The sequence below is a fragment of the Rhodococcus sp. 15-725-2-2b genome (assembly GCF_002259075.1).
GTDB lineage: Bacteria > Actinomycetota > Actinomycetes > Mycobacteriales > Mycobacteriaceae > Rhodococcoides.
The window spans coordinates 59,480-78,801 of sequence record NZ_NPFL01000015.1; the positions used below are offsets into that span (position 1 = coordinate 59,480).

The following is a 19,322-nucleotide window of genomic DNA, read 5'->3' on the forward strand; positions in this document are numbered from 1 at the left end:
CTTCTACACTTTCCACGTGACTGCGCGGGCGATTACCGATCGGACTCTCGGTGCATGGGTGATCAAGTGCAATCCGCACAAGACCGATCTCGCACCGATGGTCCAAGCTGGACGTGCGCACGAGCACTGGTGCGTCGCTGACAACTACCGAACGCGTCTGATGGCACCTGGTCATCCGGTGCTGTTCTGGGTCAGTAGTCATCCGAGACGCGGAATCTGGGGTGCAGGTCGGTTGACCGGCACCCCGGTCCCCGGCCCGCAGTGGAAGATCTCGACGAACATCGCCTTGTTCGACGAGCCGATCCTCGCGTCGGATATTCGGTCCGTCGCATCATTGTCGAATCTCGAGGTGTTTCGATCGCCGCAGCAATCGAATCCGTCCTGGCTCGACGCGTCCGCGTGGGCGTCGATCCGACCGATGCTGCCTCTCGAATGATGTGATGGCGGTATGGCACTGGAACACGAGCCGACGCAGCACGGGATGTTGGATGTCGGGGACGGTCAACGCATCTACTGGGAGCAATGGGGTCCGTCCGATGGCGTGCCGGCGGTCTACCTGCACGGTGGACCAGGCGGGACCCTGAATGCCAGTCAGTTTCGTCGCCACTTCGACCTGACCCGTGTTCGCGCAGTCGGATTCGAGCAGCGTGGGTGTGGCCGGTCCACCCCGCACGCGTCCGATCTTTCGACGTCGTTGGACACCAACACCACTGCGCACCTGATCGCCGATATCGAAGCCCTGCGTGAGCACCTCGGTGTCGAGGCGTGGATCGTCAACGGCGCGTCATGGGGATCGACCCTCGCTCTTGCCTACGCCCTCGAACATCCGACGCGTGTCCTCGGCGTCGTGTTGTGCGCAGTCACCACGACCGGCCGTGCGGAGGTCGACTGGATCACCGAGGGCGTCGGCGCGATCTTCCCCGAAGCCTGGGATCGGTTCGCAACCTTCGCCGAGCAGTCGGGCGTCGGTTATCGACGGGGCCGAGGCCGAATCGTCGACGCTTACGACCGACTGATGAATTCGCCCGATCTTTCGTTGCGCGACAATGCATCCCGAGAGTGGGCATTGTGGGAGGACGTCCACATATCGATCGGCACCGGCGGTATGAGATGCGATCCCAGGTGGGAGGATGACCGGTTTCGTCTGGCTTTCGTGCGACTGGCCGCGCACTACTGGTCGCACGACGGGTTCTGCGATCCGCCTCTGCTCGATCGCGCCGACGGTTTGCGTGATGTCCCGGGTGTCCTGATCCACGGCCGAAAGGACATCTCGGGACCCGCTGTCACGCCGTGGCGTCTGCATCGACGTTGGCCCGGGTCGACACTCGTCGTCGATGAGGGGGACGGGCACGGGGGCAGGTCCATGGCGGCGCGCTGGGACGCTGCGAACGATGCATTGAGCAACCGGGCCCTGCAGGAGCCGAATGGTGCATGATCGAGAGGTGACTTCTTTCCCGATCATCGACCTGACTCCCGACGAGTTGCTGACCACGACGCGCACCGTTCGCAAGCGCCTGGACCTGACGCGGCCGGTGCCGATGGAGCTGATCAAGGAATGTCTCGAGATCGCTCTGCAGGCACCGTCCGGCTCGAACAAGCAGGGTTGGCAGTGGATTGTCGTCACCGATCCTGATCTTCGGGCTCGCATCGGTGCGATCTACGGCGAACTGTTCACCGCGTATCAGGCGTCCAAGCATTCCGCGTCGGCGCTGTTCGCAGACGACCCGGAACGCGCCTCGGTGCAGAAGCGCGTCGGAGACAGTGCGAGTTGGCTCGGCGAGCACATGGGCGAGGTTCCGGTGCTGCTCATTCCGTGCATCCAGGCCGGCAAGACCCTCCCGGCCGGAAATCAAGCCGGTCTGTGGGGTTCACTCCTGCCCGCGGTATGGAACTATGCCCTGGCTGCGCGGGCGCGTGGTCTCGGAACGGCCTGGACGACAATCCATCTCGCCAAGGAAAAAGAGATCTCCGAGCTGCTCGGCATCCCCGAGGACTTCCATCAGGGTGCGCTGATTCCCACGGCGTACTACACGGGTGAGACGTTCAAGGTCGCTCCGCGGGATCCGATCGAAACGGTGCTGCACGTCGACCGCTGGTGATCCACGGGCAGCCCGTCCCAATCCCGGTAGCGTCGAAAGGCAACTACCTGGGCAGCCCCATCTTGTACTGCAGGGCGTAGGCCAGCTTGCCTGGTTTGTCGTCCGAGTACGGGGCCGAGAGCTTTCCGAATTCACCCTTGCCGGCTGCCTTACCGTCGTTCCACGCGTTCAGAGCGCCGAGTTCCGCTGCGGTGCGGCCACTGTCGATCACCGCGTCTTTGGGAGCCGCGACCTGTGCACGCGACACCGACTCGACGGTGCTGAGGTAGCTCGTCAGGTTGTTGCTGTCCCAGCCGCTGATGTCGACGGCACCCGAGTCGCGAACCCATGCACCCCAATAGAATTCCTGGAAGGGGATGGTTCCGGGGGTGAAGCCGATGTCGCGGGCGAAGTACGTCAGGCTGCGGTATCTGTCGTTCTGGAACTTGGCGAGGCCGACTCCCGACGGGAGTTGTTCCACCGGAACCTCGTTGCCGTCGACGTCGTAGTTCCACACCCACTTCTCGGCCTTCATCCGCGCCCAGAAATCGGATGTGCTCAGGTCACTGAGGTTCGCGGCCACCCGCAGGCGAAGGTGCAGATTCGGTCCACCGTCGGCCGTTTCGTAGAAGGAGGTCAGCGTGTGGTGACCGTCGGTCAGGTACGGCACGCCGCCCGGACCGATGACGACAGTCTTCATGGGCGCGATGGTGTCGGGCGTTTCCTGACCGACGGGGACGGTGCAGGTGAACGACGACGGATTGTCCAGTCGTGCATCGGGCAATGCGGACGCGGCCTCTTCCTGGCCGTTGGCCTCGCACCAGTCGTCGAACTTCTTGTTGATCTCGTCTTTGCCGAGTGTGTATCGCCCGAGCTTGTAGTACACCTCGTCGTATCCGAGCGAGGGTTGTGTCGCACGCACTTCGCCGATCGGCAGGTCGAGAAGCTCACCCGCTTCGGCGCATCGGTAGCCGAGGCCTGCCGACGATCCGGAGGGAAGCAGGTCAGCGACCTGACACAGCGGCGACGCTGCCCGTGCCGGCGCGGCCGTGGCAACGCTGGTCATCGACGCGGATACGACAGAGATCAATGCGAGCGTGCCCAGCAGGGCTGCTCTACGACGCGTGACCATTCGGTGAAACTCCTCTGAGTTCGAGTGAAGTTCTCCGAGAGTGCAGCCCGTGGGTCACCGGTCGATGTCGCAGAGCCGAACCGGAGGTGTTCGAGAGGTGAACGCAGCGCGCCGGTCAGCGATCCTCGCGCAACATCGCGTACACGAGCGTGTCGGTCCATTCGCCCTTGCACCACCAGTTCTGCCGGAAGTGAGCTTCCCGTCGCATCCCGACCCGCGCGGCCAGTCGGGCAGAGGCGTCGTTCCGGCCGTCCAGCTGTGCGCTGACGCGGTGGATCTGGGGTAACGAGAACACGTGCTCGATCAAGGCGGTGACCGCCTCGGTGGCGTACCCGCGGCCCGCAACGTCGGGGGAGAACGTCCAGCCGAGTTCGACGAGAGCCGGGGAACCGTCGACCAACCACGCCTCGACATTTCCCACAACCATTCCCTCGTGCTCAGCGACCATCGCGAGTGCTTGGGTGTGCAGTCCGATTCGCTTCATCCGTTTGCCCACCGCAGCAACCGCATCGGTGTGTGTCCACGCTTCGTGGAGCAGATAGCGGCAGACTTCCGGGTCGCTGTAGTAAGTGAGGATCCTGTCCGCATCGGCGGGTTCGTACAGACGAAGGGTCAGGCGCTCGGTGTGGATGGGCTCGACGGTCATATGTCCGATTCTGCCCGACTTGTATTCACGCTGATTCGAACCCTGGTCCAGGACCCGACGTGTGATGGATGGTGGTGAGTCGAACCTGCCCGCACTCAACCGGAAGGCCTGTACCCATGGTCATGACGTCGTATGCCGCTCCCGCGGGACCCGTGGACGTGAGCGACAGCGATGCCTCCGACATCGGCTCCACACCCGTCTCGCCGAAAGGGTCTGCGTGGCAGCGGTACCGCTGGACCGTCGTGCGGGCTTTGTCGCCGGTCGTCCTCCTTGTTCTGTGGCAGATCGCCAGCGCTGCCGGAGTTCTCTCCGAACGAGTGCTGCCTGCACCGTCACTGATCTTCGATGCAGGTCTGGAGTTGCTGCGCAACGGTGAATTGGCCGACGCTCTGGCCATTTCCGGAACTCGCGTAGTCCAGGGACTCGTGCTGGGTGGGGTGATCGGGGTGGCGCTCGGAGCGCTCGTCGGACTGTCCAAACTTGCCGAGGCAACCGTCGACCCGCCGCTGCAGATGCTGCGCGCGCTACCGCACCTCGGTCTCATCCCGCTGTTCATCCTGTGGTTCGGAATCGGGGAGACTCCCAAGATCCTGCTCGTTGCTCTGGGAGTCGCATTTCCGTTGTACCTGAACACATTCTCGGCGATCCGCCAGATCGATCGCAATTTCCTCGACACGGCCGTCGTACTCGGTTTCTCGTGGCGTCAGCGGTTCACCACGATCATTGCGCCGAGCATCGCCCCGCAACTGCTGGTGGGACTTCGTCAGTCGTTGGCCATCGCCTGGTTGTCGCTGATCGTGGCCGAGCAGATCAATGCCGAATCCGGGCTGGGCTACATCATCAACAATGCACGGGACTTCCTGCGGGTGGACACCATCATCTTCGGACTCGTCGTCTACGCCCTGATGGGAATCGCTACCGACGGCATCGTGCGAGTACTCGAAAAGCGCGCCCTCCGTTATCGATTGGATGCTTGATTCATGACTACGACGACGACCTCCGTCGCCACCCTGCACGGCATCGACAAGTTCTACGGATCCAGCCACGTGTTGAAGGGCGTCGACCTGTCCATCGAACGCGGCGAAATCGTCTCGCTGGTCGGACGATCCGGCTCCGGCAAGTCGACCATTCTCCGTGTCCTGGCAGGACTGTCGACCGACCACACGGGGGAGCGGCGTGTCGCCGGACATCCGGCGGTGGCGTTCCAGGAACCACGACTGTTTCCGTGGCGGTCGGTCCGCCAGAACGTGTCCTACGGTCTGAACACCGCGGGCGTGACGGGTAACGAGGCGCTGATCGCCGCGGATGCCACCCTCGACGAGGTCGGTCTCGCCGACAAGCGAGACGCATGGCCACTCACACTGTCCGGTGGGCAAGCTCAGCGCGCTGCACTTGCGCGGGCGTTGGTGGGGGAGCCCGAACTGCTCCTGCTCGACGAACCGTTCGGCGCTCTCGACGCGCTCACCCGGCTGTCCATGCAGTCGCTGCTGCTCGACCTGTGGGGTCGGCACCGATTCGGCATCCTCCTGGTCACGCACGACGTCGACGAGGCAATTGCGTTGGGAGACCGGGTGTTGGTGCTCGACGGGGGTGGCGTGGCCGAGACCGTCACCATCGACCTGCCTCGTCCACGCGACCGAGGAACAGCCGGATTCTCTCGCATCTGCACTCATCTGCTCGGGGCGCTCGGCGTCCACTGAACCGATCGATTTCACCGAACTCATCGATTTCACTGATACGAAGGATCGTTCACGCATGTCGTCACACGCTCGTTCCCGATCGCTGCGCGCCGTCGGGATACTCGCTGCCCTGTCCCTGACGGTTGTCGGACTCACCGGCTGCGTCTCCCGCGGTAGCGACACCACTTCCACCGAAGCGCCCGAACTCGTCTCGAACGATCAGCTCGCCACCGTCACCCTCGACGTCGGCGACCAGAAGGGTGGCACCGAAGCCCTGCTTCGTGCGTCCGGTGAGTTGGACTCTGCGCCGTACGATGTCGCGTTCTCCACCTTCACCTCCGGCCCGCCGCAGGTGGAGGCCGCAACGGCCGGTCAGATCGACTTCGCGGTCACCGGCAACACACCCCCAGTGTTCGGAGTCGCAGCCAACGCGCGCATCAAGGTCGTCTCCGCCTACAGCAACGACGCGAGCGGGGATCAGATTCTCGTGCCGCCCGATTCGACTCTCGCCACGTTCGCCGACCTGCGCGGCAAGAAGATCGCCGTCGGCAAGGGAAGTTCCGCGCACGGCCATGTCCTGCTGCAGTTGCAGAAGGCAGGGTTGACCACCGATGACGTTCAGCTGGTCTTTCTTCAGCCAGCCGATGCGCTGACGGCGTTCACCTCGGGTGAGGTCGACGCCTGGGCGATCTGGGATCCGTTCACCGCGATCGCGCAGGTCCAGAACGGCTCGATAACGCTCACCACCGCAGAGGGCGTCGCCAACGGCTACGGCTTCGGCATCGCCTCGCAGCAGGCGCTCGACGATCCCGCGGAGAACACTGCCCTGCAGGACTTCGTGGTTCGTCTGGCCAAGGCGTCCGCCTGGGCGAACGCCAACCCGGCCGAGTGGGCGGCGGCGTACTCCACGGCCGTCGGCATCGACCCTGCCGCCGGTGAATTGGCCCAGGGACGAAGCCAGCGACCCGCAATTGCGCTCGACGACACGGTGATCGAGTCCGAGCAGGCACTCTTCGATGCCTTCGTCGAGAGCGGAAGCATTCCCGGCGGCAACACGTTCGCGGACTTCGTCGACACGCGGTACGCCGACGCCGTCGCCGACGCCACCCTCTCCAGCAACTGACGAGCCACCAACTGATCACCCACCACGTCGTAGGAGTTCACTCGTGACCGCACGCATCTTCTGGTTCCTTCCCACCGCGGGCGACGGCCGTTCCATCGTCGGCGCCTCCCACGCATCCGGTAACCTCCGCGAACCCGCCGGGTTTCGTCGCCCGTCGCTGCGCTACCTCACCGAGGTGGCGCAGGCTGCGGACCGACTCGACTTCGAGGGCGTGCTGACTCCGACGGGAACCTGGTGCGAGGACGCGTGGCTGACCACGGCTGCTCTACTGCAGAGCACCCGACGGCTGAAGTTCCTCGTCGCCTTCCGTCCCGGCCTCACACCGCCGACGTTGGCGGCGCAGCAGGCGGCGACGTTGCAGCGCTTCTCGGAGGGACGGGTGTTGTTCAACATCGTTACCGGCGGCGACGACGTCGAGCAGCGTCGGTTCGGGGACTGGATAGACCACGATCGTCGCTACGCCCGCACCGACGAGTTTCTCGAACTCGTCCAACGCATCTGGACCGAGCCGTCGGTCGACCACAAGGGCGAGTTCTTCGAGGTGGCCGATGCACGGGTGTCCGAGGCACCGGATCCGTTGCCGGAGTTCTGGTTCGGTGGTTCGTCCGAGCCGGCTCTCGAGGTTGCGGCCAAGCGAGTGCAGACGTACCTGACGTGGGGCGAGCCGCCGGCCGACGCTCGCGCCAAGATCGAGAAGGTGCAGGCGCTCGCGGATGCCGAGGGCCGCAAGCTCACTTACGGCATTCGCCTGCACACCATCAGCCGTGACACGTCCGAGGAGGCCTGGGCTGTCGCGCAGAAGCTTCTCGACGAGCTTCCCGAGGATCAGGTGTCGCAGGCTCACGCACTGCACTCGTCCTCGCAGTCCGAGGGTCAGCGCCGGATGGCCGCCTTGCACGGCGGCAGCAAGGATTCGCTCGAGATCTACCCGAACTTGTGGGCGGGTGTCGGACTCGTTCGCGGCGGAGCCGGGACGGCTCTGGTCGGTTCGCACGAGGAGGTGGCGAACCTGATCGGGGAGTACCACGATGCCGGGTTCGACGAGTTCATCCTCGCGGGCTACCCACATCTGGAGGAGGCGTACCACTTCGCCGAGGGAGTGCGTCCCATCCTCGACGCGCGAGGAATCACCGTTCCGGCCCGCCGGGTGTAGTTCTCGGTTCGAGTGGGTGGGCTACCAGCCCTGGGCAACACTGCGGGGGAGCAGGTGGCCCATGTGAGCGCGCTTGGTTTCGAGGTAGTGAATGTTCGCCTGCGCCGCGCCCACGACGATCGGTAAGCGGGTACTGACATCGACACCGTGTGCTTCGAGGCCGCGAATCTTGTCCGGGTTGTTCGTCAGCAATCGAACGGTCGTCAGCCCGAGGTCGTGCAGAATGGCTGCCGCGCCGCCGTATTCGCGTCCATCGGCAGGCTCGTCGAGTTCGAGGTTGGCATGCACGGTGTCGAATCCCTCGTCCTGAAGTCGGTATGCGGCAAGCTTCTTCAGCAACCCGATTCCGCGACCTTCGTGACCGCGGAGGTAGACGAGTACGCCTCCTTCGGTGGCGATCCGCTCGAGAGCGGTGGTGAGTTGTGGGCCGCATTCGCAGCGCTGCGACAGGAACGATTCGCCGGTCAGACACTCCGAGTGAACGCGAACCATGGCGTCGTTGCGGACATCTCCCGAGACGAGCGCCACGTGCTCGGCGCCGGTTTCGAGGTCGAGGTAGCCGAACATCCGGAACTCGCCGTGCGGTGTCGTGAGAACGGTCTCCACGATTCGTTCCACACGAGCGGGGAGGGCTACCGGCGCGGGATCGACGAGCCGGCGATAAGCGATGAGTTCCTCGATGGTCAGTACCGGCAGATGCATGCGAGAGCCGAGGCGTTCGATCTCGTGGAACTGCATCATCGAACCGTCGTCGGCGACGAGTTCGGCAATCACACCTACCGCGGGAAGTCCGGCGAGCGCACACAGGTCGACGGCTGCTTCGGTATGACCCGGCCGCTCGAGGACGCCACCGGGGCGTGCCCGGAGCGGTAGGACGTGGCCGGGACGGATGATGTCGGTGGCAACGGAACCGGGATCGGCCAAGACCTGCAGGGTCCTGGCTCGATCCGCTGCGCTGATTCCGGTGGTGATCCCTGCGGCCGCGTCGACGGTCACGGTGTAGGCCGTCTTCTTCGGGTCCTGATTGTTCGACACCATCGGGGGTAGCTCCAGGGCATCTGCCCGTGCGTCGCTCATCGGAGCGCACAGCAACCCCGAGGTGTTGCGGACGGTCCAGGCCGTCCACGCGGGACTGACGCGGTCCGCGGCCAAGATCACGTCGCCCTCGTTCTCCCGATCGGCCGAATCGGTGACGAACACCGGCTTTCCGGCTCGGAGGGCATCGAGGGCATGTTCGACGGTACTCATCAGAGGTCTACCGCCAGTCGGCGAAACTTACTGCCGTGGAACACCATCGGTGCGACGCCGTCCTTGATTTCCAGTTCGTTGATGCGCATCAGAACGATGTCGTGGTCACCGGCTGTGACCTGCTCGGTCACCGAGGCGTCCAACCACATGCTCGCACCGTCGATGAACAGGGCACCGTCCTCCGTCGTCATGGTCGTCAGCCCCTCGAAGCGGTTACCTGTCTTCGCCGCGAGAGTGCGAGCCGCGACGTCGTGGAGTTCGCCGAGAACGCTGATCCCGATTCGCGGTGCTGCCGCGAACTTGGGCCACGTGGTCGAGGTGTCCTGAACGCAGAATGCAACGAGAGGTGGATCGATCGACACCGCGACGAAGCTGCTCGCCGCCATCCCTACCTGTACTCCGTCGATCTCGGCGCAGACGGCGACGACGCCGCTGGGGAACTGTCCGAACGCGTTTCGTAGCACGGACTGGTCGAAGCTTGTGGTGCTCAGGGTCATGATGCATCCGTTCGGGTTCGGGCAGCGGCGAGAATGGTGTCGCCCCAGCGAGTTACGTAGTCGGTGATTCGGGAATCGGTGGTGTAGGTCGAATCGATGAGGTAGAGGCCGGGGGCCGGTGCGACCGCGCCGAGTTCGACGAGAACGTGTTTGAGAAACAGATCGGGTGCCATGGCGTGGGCGGGACCGGCACCCAACATGAGCGGAACGGCAACGACATTCTTCAGTCCGGTGTCGCCTGCGAACTGGTCGAGGAACAACTTCAGCACTCCGGTGTACGTCGCCTTGAAGGTCGGACTTGCGAAGACGACGAGATCGGAGGACGACACGGTGTCCACTGCAGCCCGAACTGCGGCGTCACCCCATCCGAGGAGCCCGGGCCCGAGGGTGATCACGTCGACGGTTCCGCCCGGCTCACCCGTCAATGCGGTGGCGAGAACGCGGGCGGCGTCGAGTGTTCGTGACTCGGGTTTCGGATTGCCCGCCACTACGGTGATTTTCATACGTGAACCTTTCGTTGGGGCGATGACACCAGCAAACAGCACGTGCGTAGCACCCTCGAGACTTCCCGGTTGCATGTCGATTGCGCCGTGTCGTGCTCGGCGATGCAGACCGTCGAGCTGGGGAAACGCCGAAATCCATGGGGCACAACGCCACCTGCATCAGAAGGCAGCGAGGTTCTCTCGGAACGTGGTTCGCGAATAACCGTCGCGAATCGCTCCGCGACGACGCAGCGCCGGAGCGAGACCGTCGGAGATTTCGGCGATGGCTTTGCGTGTGACAGGAGATGCGATGAGGAAGCCGTCTCCGCCGATGAATTCCATTGCCTCCTCCATCTTCTCGGCCACTGTCTCGACCGTTCCGACGAGCTCCATCGATTCCGTGGTCGGATAGTTCGCCACGATCTCGCGCAGGGTCTTGCCGGTTTTCGCCATGTCCGCGAGCGTGCTCTGGTGCCCGTTGTACTGGGTCAGATCGGGAACCGGCGCGTCGATGTCGAACTGTGAGAAATCGGTGCTGCTGAAGTACGACATCGCCGACAGGATGCCGTCGATGTTGTTTCGCTGCACTTCACGCATCCGATCGCGTTTGACCAGAGCTTCCTCGTCGGTATCGGCCATGATGGGGCTGACCAGGAACAGCACTTTGACATCGTCGGGCTTGCGGCCGTACTCGACGAGCCTGCGGCTGATGTCCTCGCGGTATTCCTTCATGGCATCCAGTCCGCGGACATTGGCGATGATGGTGTCGGCGTGTTTTGCACCGAATGCGCGGCCGGCGGGAGAACCTCCGGCTTGGCAGATGACCGGACGCCCCTGGGGGCCGCGCGGCACGTTCAACGGACCTCGCGAGGCGTAGTACTTGCCCTCGAAATCGACCGTGTGGATCTTTTCGTGATCGGCGAACACTCCGGATTCCGAGTCCAGAACCAGGGCGTCCTCGTCCCACGAATCCCACAGTTGCGTGACGACGTCCACCCATTCGTCGGCCATCTCGTAGCGGAGATCGTGTTCGATCTGCTTGGCCAATCCGTAGTTCTGTGCGGCTCCGTCGGCGCTCGCGGTGACGAGATTGATCCCGACCCGGCCCTCTGTCAGATGGTCGAGAGTCGACATCAGTCGGGCGGCCAGGAACGGCGGATAGAACGTCGTGGCGACGGTGGCGATGATGCCGATGCGCTCGGTGGCGTCCGCCATCAGCGGGACGAGGGGCATCGGGTCGAAACGCACCGTGGTGCCGCGGCGTACGGAGCTCTCGAACGTCCCACGGTAGACGTTGGACAGTACCGACGAATCCTCGAGCATGATGTAGTCGAAGCCTGCACGCTCGAGGCTTCGCGCGGCATCGACGAAGAGATCGGGTCGACCGACGTCGGACGCCACGTTGCCCGACCACGGCTGGTTCCAGCCGTAGACCCCGAAGCCCGTCGTGAAGAACCAGCCGAGATGCATCATGCGGCGACGCCTGCGTCGATTCGACCGGTGGCCGACTGCGTCGACACGACGCTGTCGGCGGGAGCGTGGTTGTTCATGCCAATCCCTCTCGTGATGGTGGGCAACGTGACGGTTGCCGATGAAGGAAGCCTGCTGCAATCGCATTACCGAACGTGGCGCGGGCGTAAATGAGTTATTACGCCGCAAACATCACCTGCTCGGGCGGTTTGTCGGTTCCGATAACGCCGCTCGATGTCGGCACGAAGGCTGGTCGAGACCTACGTCACTGCGGCGTTAATAAAGTTCCGGGGGCTCTGACCAGCGGATTCGATCGGCGTAATACTTCAGTTACGCCGGAGGTCGTCTTCAGTAACGCGTGCCGAGAATGCTGTGCCCATCGAGCAATAGCTCTGCTGAAGACAATCGGCTTGGAGGATCGTGATGAGTGGCAACCTGCGCGCAGCGTATGCCGAGATCGACGCCGAACATGTGTGCAAGAGCTTCGATCGTCGCGGCTCGGGATCACCGGCTGTGGACGACATCAGCATGAAAGTGACGTCGAGTTCGGCCATCGGAATCGTCGGCGAGTCCGGCTCCGGTAAATCGACATTGGTTCGGATGATGTGTGGATTGCTCTCGCCCACGACGGGTTCGGTGCGATACAACGGAGCCGAACTGAACGGGGTCCTGTCCTCGAAGGCCGGCAGGCGTGAATTCCGGTCGAAGGTGCAGTATGTCGCGCAGGACACGATATCGTCCTTCGATCCACGCCGAACACTGCGTGATGCGGTACGACTACCTGCCGTCCGGCTTCTCGGTTTGGACAACAAGGCCGCAGACGCACGAGTGGACGAGACATTGGAGTCCCTCGAAATCCACCCCTCGATGGCCGACCGATATCCCTCGGAGGTCTCAGGAGGTCAGCGACAGCGTTTTTCGATAGCCCGGGCGTTGGTCGTTCGGCCCCGGATATTGCTGTGCGACGAGGTGGTGTCCGCGTTGGACGTCTCGGTGCAAGGCGCGATCCTGAACATGCTTCGTCGGTACTGCATCGAATCGGAGTGCGGGCTGGTCTTCGTCTCGCACGGACTTCCCGCTACGGCGTTCATCGCCCGCGACCTCGTGGTCATGCGGAACGGAGTCATCGTCGAGCAGGGCAGCACCGACGATGTCGTCGAGCGACCACAGGACCCGTACACGGCGGAGTTGCTCGACGCGTACCGCGGTGACGAAGCAGTCGAGCAGCTCGCCGTGGCGGCAGCGCGATGAAGACATTTCTCGGACGTCAACGGTGGTGGCTCGGCCGAGTGGCCGTCCTACCGCTGCATCTGTTGGTCTTCGCGGTCGCCGCGTTCTTCCTGGTACGCGCTATCCCGGGTGACCCGGCCCGTGAAGTGGTCGGTCCCGAAGCCACCGAAGCCGATTATCTGGCGACGAATGCCGAGCTCGGTCTCGACGGCAGTTTGTGGTCTCAGTTGATGTCGTATCTGAGCGACCTACTGCACTTCGACCTCGGCAACGCGATCATGACCGGTAGGCCGGTGACAACCGATATCGCAGACCGGCTACCGGGCACACTCGAACTCGCAGGAATTGCGTTCTTCTTTCTCCTGGCGATCACTTTGCTGCTGTCGGCAGTAGTCGTTTCCAGACCCAGATCCATTGCTGCGCGAGCTGTTCGCGGCTACGCCCAAGCAGCCGGAGCCGTTCCGGAATTCGTCGTCGGAGTGGTCGGAATCTTCCTGTTCTACGCCACGCTGCAGGTGGTTCCCGCCCCTACCGGCCGAGTGCGGGCCGGATTGACCGAACCCGAGCCGCTCACCTCGTTCCCGCTGCTCGACGCGATTCTTCGTGGAGACACCGTTGTGGTGTCCTCGATGATCTCGCACCTGCTGCTCCCGATTGCTGTGCTGGTGCTCTCGGTCACCCCGATTCTGCTCAAACAGCTTTTGACAGCGCTCGATTCGAGCCTCACCGCGCAACCGACGATGTTCAAGATCGCCACCGGTTCGGCCCGCAAGTACATCTATGCAAGTGCGTACCGGCGAGCGTTGCCGCCGACCGTCGCGTTGTTCGGCATGGTCTTCGGTTCTCTTCTCGGCGGTGCGGTCATCCTCGAGACCCTGTTCGGCCTCGGCGGAATGGGCCGATACGCCGTCGAAGCTGTCGCGGCGACGGATCTGATTGCGCTGCAGGGATTCCTGCTCGTCGTCGCGGCGATCTCGCTGATCGTGTTCCTGTGTGTCGATCTCGTCAACATGTTGCTCGACCCTCGTCGCAAGCCGGGCCGAGCAGGAGGTGGTTCCTGATGGTTGCTCTGGTACCGAAGAAAGTCGAGTCCGATACTCGCAGTGCGAGGCCGCCGACTCGAAGGTCGGTCTCGGTCGGCACCGTCGTGCTCTTCGTTCCGCTGGCCGTGATTCTGCTGATCACCCTGATCGGGCCGTGGATCGTCCCGTTCGATCCGACCAAGGTCGTCGGCGCACCCTCTCTGTCACCGGATTCCGAGTTTCTTCTCGGCACCGACTCCAACGGACTCGACGTGTTCTCCCGCACCATCGCCGGTGCCCGCATCGATGTGACGATCGCCCTCGCCGTCACGGTTGCCGCAACCGTGGCGGGAATTCTGATCGGACTCACCATCGGAATGAACGAGGCCGGACGCGGACTCGGCGGTTTCCTGGCCCGAGGCGCGGCGCGTTTCCTCGATCTGCTCGAAGCCGTACCCACAGTGATTGTCGCGCTGGTTGTCGTGTCGTTCTTCGGAACGTCCTCGATCACCATGATTTTCACGCTCTCGATCATTCTCGCGCCGATTCAGGCCAGGCTCGTCCGTACCGAAGTACTGCGGGTGCGCGGCGACGCGTATCTCGACGCGGCCCGTCAGGCAGGACTGTCCGAGACGCAACTGGTGTTCCGACACGTGCTGCCGAACTCGTCGGTTCCGGCACTGCAGAACGCGTCGGTCGTGTTCGGCATGACGATCATCCTCACCGCCGCGCTCGGCTTTCTCGGTGTCGGTCTGCCGCCGCCCACCCCCGAGTGGGGTTCGATGATCACCCGCGGTGCAGGCGACGCCGCCATCGGAAAGCTTTGGTCGGCAGGCGCTCCCGCGTTCGCGCTGTGCCTGACAGTCGCCTCGGTGGCTATCGTCGGTCGCAGGCTGACCAAGGGCACCCGCCGCTCCCATTGACAGCGGCCGTCTGCCGCAACGGACAGTGCGGTCCGCGAAAACCTCTCTCGTACCTCATCCCGCGATCGAAGCCGTTGGCTCGACCGGTGATACCCCCCGGCGCTCGTGCACCCAAGAAGGAGACCAACCCATCGTGAAATCCTCATATCGTCTTTCCATCGGACTCAGGTGGACGGTCCCGTTGCTCGTCGGTGCCCTCGCGTTGAGTGCCTGTTCGGACAGCGGAACCGAGTCCTCGGCGTCGACCCCCGGCGAAATCGTCGTGGTGACACCGGATCAGGCGTCGAATGTGGTGCGTGACTACGGCTACACCGCCGGCACCGACAATCAGGACGTCACCAACAACATGCACGCCCAGCTGATTCGCAAGCCGTACGTCGAGGAGGACGGCTCGGATGCACTGGTGCAGGACTACTACAATTTCGAGCCGTACCTGGCCGACAGCTACGAGGTGAGCCCGGATCAGCTCGTCTACACGTTCACGCTCCGTCAGGGTGTGATGAGTGCGCACGGCAACGAGCTCGACGCCGATGACGTGCTGTGGTCCTTCGAGCGCAAGTTCGCCACCCCGGGCGGCGGTATGGCCGGCTATTACAAGCCGATGTTGACCGACCCGGCGACCCAGATCGAGAAGGTCGACAACTACACCGTCAGTTTCACGGTGGAGAAGGCCGGCTACGGACTGACGCTGCTGGCCAACCTCGCCGAGAACATCGGGTCGATCTACGACAGCAACTACCTCATCGAGAACGCCACTCCCGAGGACCCGTACGCCGTCGCGTGGGGTGCCGAGGACATGATGCGCGGCAACTTCGGTTACGGCGCATACATGTTGGAGTCCGTCACTCCCGGCCAGGAGATCGTCATGACGGCGAACCCCAACTTCGTTCTCGGTGAGCCCGAGGTGAAGCGCATGATCCGACGCGTCGTGGCCGACCCCGCGACGAGAGCGAACATGGTCACGCGCGGCGACGCAGATGTCGCGCTGGCGTTGCGCTCGTCGGACCAGGCGACGCTGGAGAGCAACGACGCGGTGACCGTCCCGACGACAACGTCGAATCAGTACCTGTTGTTCTCGATGAACACCACGACGGCTCCGTTCGACGATGTGCGCGTTCGCCAGGCGATGGCATACGCGATCCCGTACGACCAGATCATGTCCGACGTCTTCTTCGGCAGGGCCTACAAGTACAACCACGTACTCGACGACAAGGCGCCGAACTGGGACGGGAGCGATCTTCCGCAGTACGACAGCGACCCCGAGCGAGCCAAGTCGTTGCTGGTGGAGGCCGGCTTGACCGATGGTCTCGAGTTCACCCTCAGTGTGAACAATCAGCTCCCGGCGGCGCAGGACACGGCGATTCAGATCCAGTCCTATGCAGCCGAAGCGGGCATCGACGTCACGATCGCGGAAGTGCCTGCAGCGCAGCTCAATGCCGACACCTTGGCCGGAAAGGTGCAGGCCAGCCTCAGTATCGGTGCGTCGGTCACGATGACCCCGCCGTACTCGCTGCAGTTGCTCACGCAGCCGGGTGGCGGCTCCAATATCGCTCTGTGGAACGACCCAGAGTTCCTCGCGATGGTGGATCAAGGGCTCGATGCCGGTGATGCACTGAGCCCCGAGGCCGGAGCGTTCTGGAATCAGGCAGAGCTCCGCATGACCGAGCAGGCACCCTACATCTTCATCGCCAGGGTGCGGCCCTCGGTGGCCCTCGACGCCGGCATCGGCGGGTTCGTACAGCGCACCGATTTCCGAATCGACTACTCCAATCTGACGCTCGGTTCGTAGAACGCACTCCCACAGGCAGTTCGGTCGGTGGTCATATCGGGCTTCCCGACCGAACTGCGTGCGGAAACGCCCGTGATTCGCGGCGAAATCCGACGGCTACCGAGAACGTGGCCGGGCGAAACATCCGCGCGGTGTAGTTGACCTACACCGAGGAAGAACGACCAGCGAGGAACGAATGTGACCATGACAGACAACAGATTTCATCTCGGTTGGTTCGGCAGCTTCGTCCCGACGTCCTGGAACACCGCATTCGAGGGTTCCGACAGTGGGGATTGGTTGAACGGAGACTTCTACGTCGACTTCGCCAAGACCCTCGAGCGCGCATGCTTCGACTTCCTGCTCCTCGAGGATTCGTCGATGGTGTCCGATACCTACGGTGGCAGCTCGGAAGCGACCCTGAAGACCGGCGGGTGGGCACCGAAAGGTGATCCGATGGCGTTGGCTCCCTTGCTCACCCGGGCCACCAGTCATCTCGGTATCGCCCTGACCGCATCGACGTCCTTCTATCCGCCCTATCTCCTCGCACGCTCGATCTCCTCACTCGATCACCTGTCCTCGGGTCGTATCGGGTGGAACGTGGTGACCTCCAGCGAAGATCGCGCAGCCCAGAACTTCGGTATGGACGCACTACCTCCGCACGACGAGCGCTACGTGCGGGCCGACGAGTACGTGGAACTGGTCGAGAAGCTCTGGGACTCCTGGGATACCGACGCTGTGGTGATGGACCGCGCAACGTCCACCTACGTCGACCACACCAAGGTCCACACCATCGACTTCCAGGGCAAGTACTACTCCTCCCGCGGACCGCTCAACACTCTGCCCTCACCGCAGGGAAGACCGGTCATCACGCAGGCAGGCGGCTCGCCGGCCGGCCGCGACTTCGCGGCCAAACATGCGGACATGATCATGGCGCTCCCCAAAGGTGTTGCAGCGATGAAGGAATACCGGTCCGACATCAGGCGCCGGATGGCACTGCACGGCCGCGATCCCGATTCGGCAAAGGTGATGTACGTGGTCTCTCCCATCCTCGGTGAGACCCACGAGGATGCGCTCGCGCGAAAGGATCGCAAAGCGGCGGCGGTTCGCGCCAATCCTGCGGGGGTGCTCATCGGCTGGTCGGCAAGCATGGAGATCGACTTCTCCACGTTCGATCTCGACAAGCCGATGCCCGAGGACGTGCACACCAACGGACACCAGTCCACGTTGGAGAACTTCCGCAACTGGGCCGACGGCCGAACGCTCCGCGAGGCCTGCGTGGCCTACCGAACCGAATCGATGGAGCTGGTCGGTACACCGGATGCTGTTGCCGCGCAGATGGGCGACGCCATGGCAGAGGTCGGCGGGGACGGGTTCTTGATCTGGAGCCAGCCGCACAACCGGCGCTACATCGGTGAGATCGCAGACGGACTCGTGCCCGCTCTGCAGAGCCGAGGTCTGATGCGGACCGAGTACAGCAGCGATCATCTGCGCGACAACCTGCTCGAATTCTGACCCTCTCACTCGTTTCGTATCTGGAGAAAACTATGACTGCCAACAAATTTCACCTCGGATGGTTCCTCGGAGCCGGTTTCGGCGTCCAGTCCTGGAACCAGCCGTGGTCGGGTACCGGTGCGACCGACTGGATGATGCCCGATCAGTACGTGGACCTGGCGCACTCGCTCGAGCGGGCGTGTTTCGACTTCCTCATCATGGAGGACTCGGTGCAGGTCTCGGACACCTACAAGGGTTCGATGGAGTACTACCTGGCCACCGCATCCGCGGCACCGAAACACGATCCTGCCGTCCTCGCCGGAATCCTGTCGTACACGACCAAGCACCTCGGCATCGTTCCGACCCTGACCACCACCTTCTACCACCCGTACACCGTGGCGCGTCTGATGTCGACGCTCGACCATATCGCCGAGGGACGAATCGGCTGGAACATCGTCACCGGCAGCAACACTCGCGCCGCGCAGAACTACGGATTCGACATGCCCGAACACGATCTCCGCTACGACATCGCCGACGAGTTCGTCGAGCTCGCCTGCAAACTGTGGGATTCGTGGGAAGACGGTGCGGTGCATGCGGACACCTCGCCGGGCGGCATCTACGCCGACCACGAGAAGGTCAACCGAATCGATTTCGAGGGCAAGTTCTTCAAGTCGAGGGGACCGCTGAACACCATCCCCAGCCCGCAGCGTCGGCCGGTGTTTCTGCAGGCAGGTGGTTCGGACAAAGGTAAGGAGTTCGCCGCCAAGCATGCCGACGCCATCATCTCCAATCCCCATGGGACCGAGAAGATGCGACGCTACCGCGAGGACATCCGCCAGGGTGCCGTCGAGGCCGGCCGCAACCCCGACGACGTCAAGGTGATGTACCTGATCTCCCCGATCCTCGGTGAGACGACGGCCGAGGCCAAGGCCAAGCAGAAGCGTCGAGCAGATGCAGCGTCGAGCAACATCGACGCGCTTCTCGCCGGGCGTTCGCACCTGTCCGGTATCGATCTGAGTCAGTTCGACCTCGACGAGCCGTTGCCGGCAGATCTCGAAAGCAATGGGCACCGAAGCAGTTTCGCCGAGTTCAAAGGCGACGGGTCGCAGACCCTGCGCGAGCGCATCACCGGCCACAGCGCCATCGACACCCTCGATTTCGTCGGCACTCCCGACGACGTTGCCGACATGATGGACGGCGTCATGCAGGAGGTGGGCGGCGACGGCTTCCTCATTGCGGGAGCTCCGATGAACCGGCGCTACGTCGCCGAGATCACCGACGGGTTGGTGCCCGCGCTCAAGCGACGTGGACTGACTCGAACGTCGTACGAGCACAGCCACTTCCGCGAGAACCTTCGCGCATTCTGATCGACCGACCGTA

19 protein-coding genes are annotated in these 19,322 nt (G+C 63.5%); 13 read left to right on the plus strand and 6 right to left on the minus strand.

The genetic code is table 11. The features are described 5' to 3' along the window. Nucleotides 1-16 precede the first annotated feature (16 nt). Genes CH306_RS16440 through CH306_RS16450 form a run of 3 tightly spaced genes read left to right on the plus strand, consistent with a single transcriptional unit; the run spans nucleotide 17 to nucleotide 2,099 of the window. Complete coding sequence (locus CH306_RS16440) at nucleotides 17-436, plus strand: EVE domain-containing protein (RefSeq protein ID WP_235387034.1); 420 nt, start codon at nucleotides 17-19, stop codon at nucleotides 434-436. A gap of 12 nt (nucleotides 437-448) precedes the next feature. After that, nucleotides 449-1,435: an alpha/beta fold hydrolase gene (locus CH306_RS16445; RefSeq protein ID WP_094647146.1), complete on the plus strand. Its 987-nt coding sequence runs from the start codon at nucleotides 449-451 to the stop codon at nucleotides 1,433-1,435. A 7-nt stretch (nucleotides 1,436-1,442) separates the two neighbouring features. After that, a complete protein-coding gene (locus CH306_RS16450; RefSeq protein ID WP_094647359.1) occupies nucleotides 1,443-2,099 on the plus strand; it encodes a nitroreductase family protein in 657 nt (218 codons plus the stop codon). A gap of 43 nt (nucleotides 2,100-2,142) precedes the next feature. Here CH306_RS16450 and CH306_RS16455 read toward each other — a convergent pair whose 3' ends face one another. Further along, nucleotides 2,143-3,210, minus strand: coding sequence for a ParB/Srx family N-terminal domain-containing protein (locus tag CH306_RS16455; protein ID WP_094647147.1), 1,068 nt, complete (start codon nucleotides 3,208-3,210; stop codon nucleotides 2,143-2,145). A gap of 115 nt (nucleotides 3,211-3,325) precedes the next feature. Then, nucleotides 3,326-3,856: a GNAT family N-acetyltransferase gene (locus CH306_RS16460; protein WP_094630786.1), complete on the minus strand. Its 531-nt coding sequence runs from the start codon at nucleotides 3,854-3,856 to the stop codon at nucleotides 3,326-3,328. Nucleotides 3,857-3,978: 122 nt separating this feature from the next. Here CH306_RS16460 and CH306_RS16465 point away from each other — a divergent pair, with 122 nt between their 5' ends. Genes CH306_RS16465 through CH306_RS16480 form a run of 4 tightly spaced genes read left to right on the plus strand, consistent with a single transcriptional unit; the run spans nucleotide 3,979 to nucleotide 7,811 of the window. Beyond that, a complete protein-coding gene (locus CH306_RS16465; RefSeq protein ID WP_094647361.1) occupies nucleotides 3,979-4,833 on the plus strand; it encodes an ABC transporter permease in 855 nt (284 codons plus the stop codon). 3 nt (nucleotides 4,834-4,836) lie between these two features. Then, nucleotides 4,837-5,556, plus strand: coding sequence for an ABC transporter ATP-binding protein (locus CH306_RS16470; RefSeq protein WP_094647148.1), 720 nt, complete (start codon nucleotides 4,837-4,839; stop codon nucleotides 5,554-5,556). A 55-nt stretch (nucleotides 5,557-5,611) separates the two neighbouring features. Continuing rightward, nucleotides 5,612-6,658, plus strand: coding sequence for an ABC transporter substrate-binding protein (locus CH306_RS16475; RefSeq protein WP_094647149.1), 1,047 nt, complete (start codon nucleotides 5,612-5,614; stop codon nucleotides 6,656-6,658). 43 nt (nucleotides 6,659-6,701) lie between these two features. Next, nucleotides 6,702-7,811: an LLM class flavin-dependent oxidoreductase gene (locus CH306_RS16480; RefSeq protein WP_094647150.1), complete on the plus strand. Its 1,110-nt coding sequence runs from the start codon at nucleotides 6,702-6,704 to the stop codon at nucleotides 7,809-7,811. A gap of 21 nt (nucleotides 7,812-7,832) precedes the next feature. Here the strand turns inward: CH306_RS16480 and ribA are convergent, their stop codons facing one another. The 4 genes from ribA to CH306_RS16500 all read right to left on the minus strand — a co-directional run bounded on the left by ribA (nucleotide 7,833) and on the right by CH306_RS16500 (nucleotide 11,511). After that, complete coding sequence (gene ribA / locus CH306_RS16485) at nucleotides 7,833-9,059, minus strand: GTP cyclohydrolase II (protein ID WP_094647151.1); 1,227 nt, start codon at nucleotides 9,057-9,059, stop codon at nucleotides 7,833-7,835. Next, nucleotides 9,059-9,556 (minus strand): flavin reductase family protein, encoded by a 498-nt coding sequence (locus tag CH306_RS16490; RefSeq protein ID WP_094647152.1) that lies wholly within the window; start codon nucleotides 9,554-9,556, stop codon nucleotides 9,059-9,061. Before CH306_RS16490 ends, ribA begins: the two co-directional genes overlap by 1 nt. Beyond that, a complete protein-coding gene (locus CH306_RS16495; RefSeq protein ID WP_094647153.1) occupies nucleotides 9,553-10,059 on the minus strand; it encodes an NADPH-dependent FMN reductase in 507 nt (168 codons plus the stop codon). Before CH306_RS16495 ends, CH306_RS16490 begins: the two co-directional genes overlap by 4 nt. A gap of 159 nt (nucleotides 10,060-10,218) precedes the next feature. Next, nucleotides 10,219-11,511: an NtaA/DmoA family FMN-dependent monooxygenase gene (locus CH306_RS16500; protein WP_094614960.1), complete on the minus strand. Its 1,293-nt coding sequence runs from the start codon at nucleotides 11,509-11,511 to the stop codon at nucleotides 10,219-10,221. Between the two features lie 420 nt (nucleotides 11,512-11,931). Here CH306_RS16500 and CH306_RS16505 point away from each other — a divergent pair, with 420 nt between their 5' ends. The 6 genes from CH306_RS16505 (at nucleotide 11,932) to CH306_RS16530 (ending at nucleotide 19,309) form a co-directional block, all read left to right on the plus strand. Beyond that, nucleotides 11,932-12,759, plus strand: a complete 828-nt coding sequence (locus CH306_RS16505; RefSeq protein ID WP_094647154.1) for an ABC transporter ATP-binding protein — start codon at nucleotides 11,932-11,934, stop codon at nucleotides 12,757-12,759. After that, the gene (locus tag CH306_RS16510; RefSeq protein ID WP_094647155.1) at nucleotides 12,756-13,799 is read left to right on the plus strand and encodes an ABC transporter permease; all 1,044 of its coding nucleotides are present in this window, start codon (nucleotides 12,756-12,758) and stop codon (nucleotides 13,797-13,799) included. The genes CH306_RS16505 and CH306_RS16510 overlap by 4 nt, the downstream gene beginning before the upstream one ends. Continuing rightward, nucleotides 13,799-14,683 (plus strand): ABC transporter permease, encoded by an 885-nt coding sequence (locus CH306_RS16515; RefSeq protein WP_256979219.1) that lies wholly within the window; start codon nucleotides 13,799-13,801, stop codon nucleotides 14,681-14,683. The genes CH306_RS16510 and CH306_RS16515 overlap by 1 nt, the downstream gene beginning before the upstream one ends. Nucleotides 14,684-14,816: 133 nt before the next feature. Next, nucleotides 14,817-16,472 (plus strand): ABC transporter substrate-binding protein, encoded by a 1,656-nt coding sequence (locus CH306_RS16520; RefSeq protein WP_143545383.1) that lies wholly within the window; start codon nucleotides 14,817-14,819, stop codon nucleotides 16,470-16,472. 183 nt (nucleotides 16,473-16,655) lie between these two features. After that, nucleotides 16,656-17,963, plus strand: a complete 1,308-nt coding sequence (locus tag CH306_RS16525) for an NtaA/DmoA family FMN-dependent monooxygenase (protein ID WP_094647363.1) — start codon at nucleotides 16,656-16,658, stop codon at nucleotides 17,961-17,963. Between the two features lie 32 nt (nucleotides 17,964-17,995). Beyond that, complete coding sequence (locus tag CH306_RS16530) at nucleotides 17,996-19,309, plus strand: NtaA/DmoA family FMN-dependent monooxygenase (RefSeq protein WP_094647157.1); 1,314 nt, start codon at nucleotides 17,996-17,998, stop codon at nucleotides 19,307-19,309. Nucleotides 19,310-19,322: the final 13 nt, after the last annotated feature.